The organism is Bacteroidota bacterium (assembly GCA_020402865.1).
Taxonomy (GTDB): domain Bacteria; phylum Bacteroidota; class Bacteroidia; order Palsa-965; family Palsa-965.
The window spans coordinates 1-13,952 of sequence record JADBYT010000035.1 but is presented as its reverse complement, the minus strand read 5'-3'; the positions used below and the strand labels follow the sequence as shown (position 1 = coordinate 13,952).

The 13,952-nt window shown below is 50.8% G+C and carries 6 protein-coding genes; all 6 read left to right on the top strand.

The features are described 5' to 3' along the window. Positions 1-143: 143 nt before the first annotated feature. Entirely contained in the window at positions 144-701 is a 558-nt protein-coding gene (locus IM638_18770; GenBank protein MCA6365081.1) for a phage tail protein, read from the top strand. Positions 702-749: 48 nt separating this feature from the next. Then, on the top strand, positions 750-1,307 hold the full coding sequence (locus IM638_18765; protein MCA6365080.1) for a phage tail protein: 558 nt from the start codon (positions 750-752) through the stop codon (positions 1,305-1,307). Between the two features lie 64 nt (positions 1,308-1,371). Beyond that, positions 1,372-2,523 carry an ABC transporter substrate-binding protein gene (locus IM638_18760; protein MCA6365079.1) on the top strand — a complete coding sequence of 384 codons (1,152 nt, stop codon included), beginning with the start codon at positions 1,372-1,374 and terminating at the stop codon, positions 2,521-2,523. Further along, on the top strand, positions 2,523-3,452 hold the full coding sequence (locus tag IM638_18755; protein MCA6365078.1) for a methionyl-tRNA formyltransferase: 930 nt from the start codon (positions 2,523-2,525) through the stop codon (positions 3,450-3,452). The genes IM638_18760 and IM638_18755 overlap by 1 nt, the downstream gene beginning before the upstream one ends. Before the next feature lie 119 nt (positions 3,453-3,571). Then, positions 3,572-10,474 (top strand): T9SS type A sorting domain-containing protein, encoded by a 6,903-nt coding sequence (locus IM638_18750; GenBank protein ID MCA6365077.1) that lies wholly within the window; start codon positions 3,572-3,574, stop codon positions 10,472-10,474. A gap of 405 nt (positions 10,475-10,879) precedes the next feature. Continuing rightward, positions 10,880-13,952, top strand: a 3,073-nt coding sequence (locus tag IM638_18745) for a hypothetical protein (GenBank protein MCA6365076.1), incomplete at its 3' end; no start/stop codon positions are given.

The window sequence follows — 13,952 nt, the reverse complement described above, 5'->3', positions numbered from 1 at the left end:
TAAGAATACAGTAAAGACGGCTATCCTGGACGTCTGTTGAAAACTAAGCGTTTAAAACGGGTATAAATGCGCGCAATAATCCCGTACAACACCAATACTTTTAGCACAATCCAGAAATCTTAAACCTCTAACTAAAAAAAATTATGTCAACAGAACCTTTTATCGGAGAGATCAAACTTTTCGGCTTCAACTTTGCCCCAAAAATGTACATGTTTTGTTCAGGGCAAATTCTGTCAATAGCCTCAAACTCGGCTTTATTCGCTTTGCTTGGCACCACTTATGGCGGTAATGGTCAAACCACATTTGCACTTCCCGACCTGCGCGGCCGCATGGCTATTGGTCAGGGCACAGGTCCGGGCCTGCCTTCACACACCATTGGTGAAGTTTCGGGTACACCCACAGTAACCCTGCTTACATCCAATCTTCCTGCACACATACACAGTTTGCACAGTGCTCAGGTAAAACTTCAGGCCTCTTCAGACTCTGCCGATGAGCAGGCTGCAGCAGGCAACTTCCCGGCAGTGGCAGGTGCTTCTATTTACAGCGGCAATGGCCCCACCGCCAACACCTTTACCGGTGGCGCTACAATTGGAGGCACCACCGATATTTCGGGTTCCAATTCACCGATATCCGTAATGAACCCGTACCTCGTTCTGAACTACTGCATTGCTACTTACGGAATTTTCCCGAGCCGCAACTAATTCACTGCACGAAAGAAAAAGTATTTATTATTTACAAAACAAAAAAACATGTCCACAGAACCATTTCTCGGCGAAATAAAAACCTTAGGGTTTTATTTTGCCCCGCGAGGATATATGCTTTGTGCAGGCCAAACGCTTTCTATTGCACAATATTCAGCTCTTTATGCATTGCTTGGCACTACCTACGGTGGCGACGGCATACAGACTTTTAAACTCCCCGATCTTCAGGGTCGTATACCCATTGGTCAGGGACAGGGTCCGGGCTTGCCGGATTATACATTAGGCGAGGCCGCAGGTTCTCCTACAGCCACAATGACAACGGCCAATATGCCGGCTCACATTCACACACTGTCTCAGGTTAGTGTAAAAATTCAAGCCTCCACAGCTTCGGCTGATGAACAGTCGCCGGTAAACAACTTCCCGGCAACGGCAGGTGCTTCGGTGTATTCCGGAAACGGCGCCACACCGAATGTATTTACAGGAGGTGCGGTAATTTCAGGAACAACAGATATAACCGGAAGCGGTTTCCCGTTTTCGATAATGAATCCTTATCTTGTTCTCAATTATTCAATTGCAGTGGAAGGAATTTTCCCTTCACGCAATTAATTTTACAACACAATAAAAGGGAGCACGGCTGATGCCGTGTTTCCTTTTTTCTGTATAATCGCGTATGCCTACAATAGGAATACTATTACCCCGCTCCAGCTATTACGAAACCATGAGTTTCGATATGATTGAAGGACTGCGTTCAGGGCTTCGTGCAAACGGCCTTGATGATGTACGTGTGGTGACTGAAAATATCGGATTCGGTGCCGAAAAACAACAGTGCTACCGAAGTGCCGAAAAGCTCCTTCTCGAAGAAAATGCAACGGTTGTACTCGCCTACGTGTGTCAGCGAACGGCACAACTGCTGCGCCCGTTGTTTCTGGCCGCCAAACGTTTGCTTATCGTACTCGATTCAGGAGCCAACATGCCGCTCGAATGGCCGGCAAGCCCCAATATTCTTTACCATTCTTTAAATAATTCGGCCGGCGCATACCTTATTGCACAAATGGCGCTGAAGGATGGTTTCAGAAAAGGAGCAATGGTAACCGGATATTATGATGGCGGCTATTTGCATACCTATGCGCTGGTAAACGGATTTATGCAGGGCGGCGGTGAAATGGCATTTAATCATGTTACAGGCTATACGCAGCAGGATTTCACAATGGCTCCACTGCCCGGCTATCTTTCCTCACATCCGGATACCTGTTTGCTTTCATTATTCAGCGGCGATTTCTGTGAATGGTATTTTCGCGGAATCAGGGAGTATTTTCCTGAAAACGCCCCGCCGGTATATCTGGCTCCGTTCAGCCTCGAAGAAACAATGCTTGCACGTGCTGTTTTTCCGGGCAGCAGCGTAAAAGGGGTGGCTACCTGGAGCAAGCAGCTTGACAATGCGCAAAACAAGGCTTTTTGCAAAGCCATGGAAGATGCCGGACGCGAAGCCTCGCTCTTCTCACTTCTTGGCTGGGAAGGTGCTGCTCTTTGCGTAATTGCACTTGAAGCAGTTAAAGTGCACAAAAACGATGTGGCTGCTGCATCAGAAGAAATTAAGGCCGCAACATTCCACACACCGCGCGGTCTTGTTCAGTTCCATCAGGCCACTAACCAAAGCTTCGGGCCTATGTATGAAGTGAAACTTGAAGAAGATGAAAAAGGCTTTTGTCGTTTACACATTACCGGTGAGGTAAATAATGTGAAAGAAGCGCTCGATTTTCTTTCAATCAGCGATCTTGAACAAAACATGTCGGGATGGTATAACAGTTATGCCTGCAACTAATGGATCAGAAACCCAGAATAGCACTGCTTTGCGGTGGACGATTTGCATATCCGGCCATTCAGTTGCTTGGCTTTGAAAAATACCTTTGCGGTGTAGCCACCGGCAAGGCAGAAAAGACCGTTGTACAAAGCCTCGAAGCAGGATTATCTCCCTCCAACATTCCGTATATAAACATCCGCTCACGCAACGAAGAAAGCAAACTGACCGACTGGCTTAAGGAACTGAAAGCAGATGCGGTATTTTCTGTTTGTTTCCCATTTCGTCTGAGCAGCGAGTTGCTTTCACTGCATCCTCAGCGCTTTATTAATTTCCACACCGGCCCCTTACCCGCATTCCGCGGAGCAATGCCTATTTTTGAAGTGATCCGCTCACGCGAAACAGCATCGGCTATTTCAGTGCATCTGATGAACGAACATTTCGACAAAGGCGATATGCTCTTCACGGAATCAGTGCCGGTACTGGCTGAAGATACATTCGGCAGCCTGGCCGCACGCTTGTCTGACCGCTGTGCGCTGGCAGCGCTGAATACCGCACAAATGCTCGAATTTTCAACTTCACTCCTCACCTCCCCGCAAGACGATAACGAGGCCAGATACTATGCTTATCCTGAACTGACCGATACACTCATACGCTGGGATTACATGTGTGCCGATGAAATTGATGCCCTTGTAAGAGCATGCAATCCCTGGAATCAGGGCGCCGATACAATTCTTATGGGCAAGCCCGTAAAAATTCTGGCTACTTCATACGCAGACGAAGCACATCAGGCTGCAGCGGGAACCATTCTTGAAATTACGAATACCCATATAAAAGCTGCTTGCATCGACAATCAGGTTTTATACATTTATATACTTTCCGATGAGACAGGGATTACCACTATTTCATCACGCGCTTCAAAATTAAAGCCCGGTTTTCGTTTTTCTGCCTAATGTTTGCTGATTTAAAGCATAACTATTTGGCAACACGTAAGCAGGTAATAATACGCAGTTTTGGCCAGCGCGAATAAGTATATCTTTGCAAAACCCTTTATAAATAATAATCAAACCGAATGAGAAAGATTATTACACTTGCACTCCTGCTGATTTATCAGTTCAGCTGGTCGCAGACCCAGTTCTGGTCAGACACTTTCGAAGATGTAGGTGCGCCCAGTTCAGGAGCACGCACTCCCTCACAAAGCTTTTCGTGCGGATCGCCTTCAACAAGTTACTTTTTCAGAACTGATGTAGCCGGTATTGCTACACAATCGGGCACTTACAACAGCTTTCAGGGCTCCAAATTCTGGGCCTGCGAAGATATTGATGCCGGTCCCAGCTGCGTAAATACGTCTATCAGCCCGGCTCAGAATGTAACCTGGTCGGGGATAAATATTTCTGGCAGAACGGGTCTATCCTTCAGAGGTTTACTCGCGGCGAACGGTTCTCTTGGTGGCACCTGGGAATCAATTGTTTTTGGAGCCAATCAGGATTATTTGGTTGTAGAGTATCAGATTGACGGCGGGGGATTTGTAAAGGGACTTGCCTTTTATGCCAATGCGGCTTCCGGCAGTACAACCACGCTTAATCAGGACAACAATAATGACCTTATAGGTGATGGAACGGCGCTGGGATATGGATTTCAGGAATTTATTTTTAACATTCCCACCACGGGCACTACGCTTGATCTTCGTGTTAGTTTTTTGAGCAATGGTTCTGCGTCAGAAGAAATTGCGGTTGATAATTTCCGCCTTTTTGAAGCACCGGCCTGTTCAAATCCGGTAATCACCACTCAGCCTTCCAATACATCAGTATGTGCCAATGGCAATACCAGCTTTAGCGTAGCTGCTACCGGTGCTACATCTTATCAGTGGCAGGTAAATTGCGGCAGCGGCTTTACCAACGTAACCAATGGTGGTGTGTATAGCGGAGCCACTACGGCTACACTTACCATTACAGGTGCCACAGCCGGAATGAACGGTTGTATTTATCGTGTACTTGCGCAGCAAAGTCCTTGCAGCACTACCTCTTCAAATGCAACCTTAACCGTTTCCAATCCATCGCTTACGCCTTTATCACAGATTAATATTTCCTGCAACGGCGGTACCAACGGTGCTGCACAGGTTAACCCTGCAGGCGGAGGTGTAAGCCCTTACTCTTACAACTGGACACCCGGAAACCCGGTTGGCGACGGTACCACCTCAGTCAGCGGTCTAACCGCCGGCTCGTGGACTTGCACAGTTACAGACAATATTGGCTGCACGGCCACACAAACGTTTAACATTACCCAGCCTTCGGCAATTGTAGTTACACCGGCTTCGCAAACCAATATTTCGTGCTTTGGCGGAAGCAATGGCGCGGCATCCATTAACACACCCACAGGTGGTGCAGGAGGGTTCACCTACAACTGGACACCCGGCAATCCGACGGGCGATGGTACTGTGTCGGTAAGCGGACTTACAGCCGGCACGTGGACCTGTACCGTAACTGATGCCAACAGTTGTACAGCCACCCGCACATTCAACATTACACAGCCCACAGCACTTGTGGTGACGCCGGCTTCGCAAACCAATATTTCTTGTAACGGCGGAAACAACGGTGCGGCTTCTATTAACACACCCACGGGCGGCGCTGGAGGATACACCTACAACTGGACACCCGGAAACCCAACCGGCGACGGAACTGTATCTGTTACAGGCCTCACCGCAGGTTCATGGACCTGCACCGTAACTGATGCAAACTCATGCACGGCCACACAAACATTCAACATCACACAGCCCACAGCGCTTGTGGTGACGCCGGCTTCGCAAACCAATATTTCGTGCTTTGGCGGAAACAATGGCGCGGCTTCTATTAACACACCCACAGGCGGCGCGGGCGGATACACCTACAACTGGACACCCGGCAACCCCACCGGCGACGGAACAGTTTCTGTAACCGGACTCACCGCAGGTTCATGGACCTGCACAGTGACCGATGCAAACAGTTGCACGGCTACACAAACAGTCAACATTACACAGCCCACCGCGCTTGTGGTTACTGCGGCTTCGCAAACCAACGTGGCCTGCTTTGGCGGCAACACCGGCGCGGCAGCGATTAATACACCCACCGGCGGTGCAGGTGGATATTCCTACAACTGGACGCCGGGCAACCCCACCGGAGACGGTACGGTATCTGTAACCGGACTCACCGCAGGTTCATGGACCTGCACCGTGACCGATGCAAACAGTTGCACCGCCTCACAAACATTCAACATCACACAACCCACAGCCATTGTGGTTACTGCGGCTTCACAAACCAATATTTCCTGCAACGGCGGAAATAATGGTGCAGCTTCTATTAACACACCCACCGGCGGTGCCGGCGGATACACCTACAACTGGACGCCCGGCAATCCTACCGGCGACGGCACAGTATCAGTAACCGGCCTCACTGCGGGTTCATGGACCTGCACGGTGACCGATGCCAATGCCTGTACAGCCACTCAGACATTCAACATCACACAGCCCACCGCGCTTGTGGTTACGGCGGCTTCGCAAACCAATATTTCGTGCAACGGCGGCAATAATGGTGCAGCTTCTATTAACACACCCACGGGAGGTGCCGGTGGCTACACGTACAACTGGACACCCGGCAACCCCACCGGCGACGGTACGGTATCTGTAACCGGCCTCACCGCAGGTTCATGGACCTGCACAGTGACAGATGCAAACGCTTGCACCGCCACACAAACATTCAACATTACCCAACCCACTGCGATTACGGCCAGCATTTCATCTACCCCCACTTCCTGCACGGCCAATACCGGCACAGCAACAGTATCGGGCGTGAGCGGCGGTGCGGGCGGTTATACCTACAGCTGGGCACCCAGTGGCGGCACAAACGCTACTGCTACCGGCCTGGGTACTGGCAACTATACCTGCACGATTACCGATGCAAATGCCTGCGTAATTACACGCACGGTTAACGTGACCACCGTTTCAGGTCCGTCGCTTACTGCGCTTTCGCAAACCAACGTGGCCTGCTTTGGCGGCAATACCGGCGCAGCTGCCGTAAATGCAGCTACCGGCGGAACCGGCCCCTATACCTATAACTGGACGCCCGGCAACCCAACTGGCGACGGCACCACATCGGTAACCGGACTTACAGCCGGTTCATGGACCTGCACGGTTACGGATGCCAACGGTTGTACCGCTGCACAAACATTCAACATTACCAGCCCTACGGCGATTGTGGTTACAGCTGCTTCGCAAACCAATATTTCCTGCAATGGCGGAAATAATGGGGCTGCATCAATCAACACACCCACCGGTGGTGCTGGCGGATATTCTTACAACTGGACGCCGGGCAACCCCACAGGCGACGGTACGGTATCTGTAACCGGACTCACCGCCGGAAGCTGGACCTGCACCGTAACCGACGCTAATGCCTGCACAGCCACACAAACCTTTAACATTACACAGCCTACCGCGCTTGTGGTAACTGCGGCTTCGCAAACCAATATTTCATGCAACGGCGGAAACAATGGTGCGGCAGCAATTAACACGCCCACAGGCGGCGCTGGTGGTTATACCTACAACTGGACGCCCGGCAACCCAACAGGCGACGGTACTGTATCTGTAACCGGACTCACCGCCGGCTCATGGACATGCACCGTAACCGATGCAAACGCGTGTACAGCCACACAAACCTTCAACATCACCCAGCCCACAGCCATTGTACTTAATGCAGCCTCGCAAACCAATATCTCCTGCTTCGGCGGAAATAACGGTGCAGCTTCCGTAACGGCGGCTACAGGCGGAGCTGGTGGTTATACTTATAACTGGACACCGGGCAATCCCACCGGCGACGGCACCGTTTCGGTAACCGGACTCACCGCCGGCACCTGGACCTGCACGGTTACTGATGCTAATGGTTGTACGGCCACCCGCACGTTTAACATTACACAGCCGGGAGCGATTGTAGTAACTGCTGCTTCGCAAACCAACATTTCCTGCAACGGCGGAAGCAACGGTGCAGCATCAATTAACACACCCACCGGTGGTGCTGGCGGATATACCTACAACTGGACGCCGGGCAACCCCACTGGCGACGGAACAACGGCAGTAACCGGTCTCACCGCCGGAAGCTGGACCTGTACAGTTACTGATGCCAACGGCTGTACGGCTACACAAACGTTTAATATTACACAGCCCACAGTCATTGTACTGAATGCAGCCTCGCAAACCAATATTTCGTGCTTTGGCGGAAATAACGGCGCGGCTTCCGTATCTGCTGCAACAGGAGGCGTTGGTGGCTACACCTACAACTGGACACCCGGCAACCCTACAGGCGACGGCACTGTGGCTGTAACCGGCCTAACCGCCGGCACATGGACCTGCACAGTTACCGATGCAAATGGTTGCACGGCTACCCGCACATTTAACATTACGCAGCCCCCGGCACTTGTGGTTACACCAGCTTCGCAAACCAACATTTCCTGCAACGGCGGAAACAACGGTGCAGCATCCGTTAACACACCCACCGGTGGCGCTGGCGGTTATACCTACAACTGGACACCCGGCAATCCCACCGGCGACGGCACCACCTCAGTAACCGGTCTCACAGCCGGAAGCTGGACCTGCACCGTGACCGATGCGAACGGTTGCACGGCTACACAAACATTCAACATCACACAACCTACGGCAGTTGTGGGTACAGCCACAGCCACGCCTTCTGTAATTTGTCAGGGTAGCTCATCAACCCTCAATGGTTCAGGCTCTGGCGGCTCATCGCCCTATAACTACAACTGGCAGCCGGGCAACCTTACCGGGCCTTCACCGGTAGTTACACCTGCTACCACTACTACGTACACGTTAACCATAACCGACGCATCAGGCTGCACAGGCACACGCACGGTGCTGGTTACTGTAAATCCGCGTCCGGTAGTAACGCTTAGCGGTAACAGTTCATTCTGTGCCGGCGGCAGCACGCTGCTTAGCGGTTCAACGGGTGGCACTAGTCAGTGGTACCGTAACGGCGTAATTATTCCGGGTGCTACTTCCAATACTTATACAGCCACCCTTGCAGGAGTATATAACCTGATGAAGACCAACCTGAATGGTTGTTCGGATTCGGCTGCAGTGGGAATTACGGTTACGATAAATGCATTGCCGGTAGTTACATCGGTAAGCAGCACTTCACCGTTGTGTAATGGCGGCACCAATGGTTCGGCAACGGTAACTGCCACCGGAACAGCCACGCTAACTTACAGCTGGTCGCCTTCGGGTGGTAACCTGCCTACGGCAAGTGGAATCGGAGCGGGCACATACACCTGCACCATTACCGATGGCAACGGCTGCACATTTGCACAAACAGTAACTGTAACACAGCCTCCGCAACTGGTGACAAGCATTGTATCAACAACCACACCGCTTTGCAACGGCGACAGCACAGCAACTGCTTTAGTTGCAGCCACAGGTGGCTCAGGCAGCTACACATATAGCTGGTCGTCGGGCGGAAATGCCGCCACCGAAAGCGGCTTACCGGCCGGCAGTTATGTGTGCACGGTAACAGATTCAAACGGCTGTGTATCTACTGCAACTGCTACCATTACGCAACCTGCTGCCCTCAGCACAAGTATTAGTTCGCAAACCAATGTATCGTGCTTTGGTCTTAGCGATGGTGCAGCCACTGTTTCAGCCACAGGCGGAACCGGTACACTCACATTCATCTGGCAGCCCAATGGCGACAGCACCAACGCGGTGACGGGCCTTTCGGCTGGTACTTATGTGGTAACTGTAACCGACGCTAACGGTTGCAGCACACAGCAAACAGTAACCATTACCCAACCGCCGGCGCTGGGTCTCAGTGTGAGTTCAAACCCGGCGGTGCTTTGTGCCGGAGATACTGCTGTGCTCTCAGCAACTGTAGCCTCTACAACCATAGCACCGGTTATTAACTGGATGCCGGTCATGCAAAGCGGTTCAAGCATTTCGGTAGCACCTTCGGTAACTTCGTCTTACACTGTAACAGTTACTGACAGTGCAGGCTGCTCAGACTCCGTACTCTTCACACTTACCGTTGCTCCGCAGCCTGTGTTTACACTTGGTGCTGATACAAGCTACTGCTCATCATCAGCTCCGGTAACCCTGAGCGGTCCCGCAGGTGCATGGATGTACAGCTGGCAGGACAGCACCACCACGCAGAATTATGCGGTAAGCAGCACTGGTACTTATGTACTTACGGTTACCGATTCAAGTGGTTCATGCAGCAGCATTGATTCAGTAAGCATTATCATCAATGCTTCGCCGGTAATCAGCTTTAATGACACTGTTGCCTGCGCCACATCGCTTACACTTTGCGGCCCTGCAGGAAACTACCTCTATACCTGGAGCACAGGTTCAACCACACAGTGCATTGTATATGCCGCACAAAGTGATACGCTGGCGCTTACCGTACTTGACCCTGTGAATGGCTGCAGCACAACCGATACGGTAGCTGTTACCCTGTTTACTCCTCCGGTAGTCAGCTTCAGCGTTCCGCAATTTATTTGTGTGGATGATGCTCCGATTACTTTACTTGCCACACCGGCTGGTGGTTCTTTCAGCGGCCCCGGTGTAAGCGGTACTACATTTGATCCGGCTGCTGCATCTGCTGGTATGGCAGGTATCAACTATTTCTATACGGATACAAATGGCTGCTCAGCCACAGTAACTGATTCAATACTGGTGGATCCGTGTATGAATGTGTCGGGAATTGATAATTCGCTTACCATTCAGGCTTATCCCAACCCCGCTTCTGAAATACTAGTTGTGGAAACAACCGGAAACGGACAGATGGAAGTTGTAAATGAACTTGGTCAGGTGGTATTCCGCCAGCAAATTACATCCACAAGAACTCAACTTGATGTAAGCCGGTTCAACTCGGGATTATACCTGATCCGTTATCAAACATGCACAGGGGAAACTGCAAATATCAGATTCATGGTAAACCATTAATCGCAGTTTTATTCACACCAAAAAATCGGGCGCCGGAAAAATCATCCGGCGCCCGATTTTTTATTACATGCTGAAAAACAGCAACTTAAAGCATATCCATATCTCTCTTTGCGTACATAAAACCCACGGCCTTACGCATGTTGCACCATTTATGTTTCAACCTTTGCTAAGTTTTTAACCGCTTAATGTGAATATTAAGGACGAACTATTGCCTTTCATCTTTTAATGGGCTAATTTCGCCCCCGAAAACTCTTTTTTCAAAGACCTAAATCTTTTAAAATGGGCCCCAACCATTTCCAATTTCTCAGAAGGATTTCCCTGATCCTTTCTGTAGTTTTTCTTCCGTTATTTGCCAATGCTACCTGCCCGACAATTGTTCAGCAGCCTGTTAATCAAACAGTTTGCGTGGGCAATCAGGCTGTATTTTCTGCCTCGGTAACGAATGCAACAGGTTATCAGTGGTATTATTGGAGCAATAGTGCCAACAACTGGGTGGCATTATCGAACAACTCCACTTATTCAGGTGTCACCACGGCTACGCTTACGATTAACAACGTACCGCAGTCGTTGAATGGCACCTATTACATTTTGAGTGTAGGCAACCAGTGGTGCTGTGCAAGCACCAACTATGCTTGCCTGAGTGTAAATATTTGCTGCCCAACTGTTCTTCAGCAACCGGTCAATCAAACTGTCTGTCAGGGGTCTCAGGCTGTTTTTTCGGCTACGTTGAGTAACGCCAGTTCAGTAAGTTACCAGTGGTTTTACTGGAATAACAGCACAAGCAGCTGGGTAGCTTTATCGAACAACGCTACCTACTCAGGTGTAACCACCGCTACACTCACCATCAACAACGTGCCGATGTCGCTCAACGGCATGTATTATGCACTTAGCTTTGGCAATCAATGGTGTTGCGGAAGTACAAACTATGCCAGTCTTTGTGTAAACCCTCGTCCCAACGTAACGGCCTGGGCCGATAAAAATTACATCTGTACAGGCGAAGGGGTAACCTTATCGGCATCGGGTGCTTCGAGTTATGTATGGCAGCCGGGCAACTTTACCGGATCGTCAGTAGTACGTTATCCAAGCACAACCACGACTTACACTGTAACCGGCACCGCATCAAACGGCTGTACCAACACCGCAACGGTAACCGTTGTGGTAAATCCGAATCCTACGCTCACAGCAACAGCAAGCCCTGCAAGCATTTGCGCCGGCTCATCAACCACGCTTACTGCAACCGGAGCATCAAACTATATCTGGCTGAACAACAACCAAAGCGGTTCAACCATTACGGTTTCTCCCACTTCCACCACAACCTATACGGTTAGCGGTACAAACTCTTCAACCGGTTGTACTTCTACATCAACAGTAACCGTTACGGTATTGCCGCGACCAACGGTAAGCACCACTGCCTCCGCAACTACAATCTGTCAGGGAGGTCAGGTAACCTTAACCGCCAGCGGAACAGCAGTTTCTTATGTATGGCAGCCGGGAAACCTTAGTGGATCATCCATTACGGTTAGTCCAACGGCTACCACCACGTACACCGTTACCGGTACAGGAGCCAATGGATGTACCCGAACGGCTACGCGCACCATTACGGTATCCAACACAAACGCAAACATCAGCATAACTGCCAGTAAAAATCCAATTTGTGCCGGTGAAGGTGTAACACTTTCTGCAACCGGTGCAGCAACTTATGTATGGCAACCGGGTAACCTAAGCGGCTCATCTGTTTTCTTCAATCCGATGACCACCACAACTTATACGGTTACCGGAACCACTTCGGCAGGTTGTACGGGAACAAGTACAATTACCATTACAGTTTATCCCACACCTTCGGTTACGGCTACGGCCAATCCGGCCACTATATGCCAGGGTTCATCCACCACTCTTACTGCAAGTGGAGCCACCAACTATATCTGGCTGAACAACAACCAAACTTCGGCTACGATTTCAGTATCGCCTAGTTCTACTACAACATACACGGTGAGCGGCACAAATTCGGCAACCGGCTGTACTTCTACAGCTTCTGTTCTGGTAACTGTGCTTCCCAGGCCTACTGTTTCTACCACAGCCAGCGCCACAAGTACCTGTGCAGGCAATCCGGTTACTATTTCAGCCAGCGGTACTGCAGTATCCTATGTATGGCAACCGGGTAACCTTAGCGGTTCTTCCATAACCGTTTCACCAACCTCCACCACTACCTATACGGTAACCGGCACCGGTGCCAACGGCTGTACCAACACTGCAACCCGCACCATTACGGTAACCACCGGTCCCACGGTAACAGCTGCTGCCGATAAAAATCCGATTTGCGCAGGCGAAGGTGTAACCCTCACCGCCACCGGTGCATCAACGTATGTGTGGCAGCCGGGCAACCTTACCGGATCTTCGGTTGTACTCTACCCCACTTCCACCACAACCTATACAGTAACGGGCACCGCGAGCAATGGTTGCACAGCCACTGCCACAGTTAACGTTGTAGTAAATCCCAATCCGGCACTTACAGTAAACGCCAGTCCGGCAAGTATTTGTGCCGGTTCAAGCACTACACTCTCCGCAACAGGAGCCACAAACTATATCTGGCTGCCGGGCAATCAAACCGGTGCCAGCATTTCGGTTTCTCCCACATCAACCACTACCTACACCGTAAACGGAACCAACTCAGTAACCGGATGCTCTTCTTCGGCCACTGTTACGGTAACCGTATTGCCCCGCCCCACAATCAGCACCACAGCCACTGCAACCACAATTTGCGCTGGCAGTCCGGTAACCATTACGGCTAGCGGAACAGCTGTTTCTTATGTATGGCAGCCCGGCAACTTAAGTGGTTCGTCGATTACGGTTAATCCGGCCACCACTACTACCTACACAGTTACGGGCACCGGTGCAAACGGCTGTACCAACACTGCAACCCGCACGATCACTGTATCGCCCAATATTCAAATTACAGCCAGTGCAGCACCAGCCACCATCTGCGCCGGAAGTACAACGCAACTCACTGCAAGCGGCGCATCTACTTATGTGTGGATGCCGGGTAACTTAACCGGCGCTACTGTTTCTGTTTCGCCGACTGCTAACACTACTTACACCGTAACCGGAACAAACGCTCAGGGATGCACCGGAACAACCACAGTAACTGTAATCGTAAATCCTCGACCTGCAGTTACCACCAATACATCTGCTTCTGCAATCTGCGTAGGTGGTTCTGCTACACTCACTGCTAACGGTGCTGCTTCATACGTGTGGATGCCCGGTAACTTAACGGGTTCGTCTGTTTCTGTTTCACCGACTGCTACCACTACCTACACCGTAACCGGAACAAACTCGTTTGGCTGTTCGTCAACGGCTACTGTTGCTGTAACAGTGAATCCGCTGCCCAGCGTAACTGCAAATACATCTGCTGCGGCAATTTGCGTTGGTGGTTCTGCTACACTCACTGCTTCGGGTGCAACTTCTTATGTGTGGATGCCGG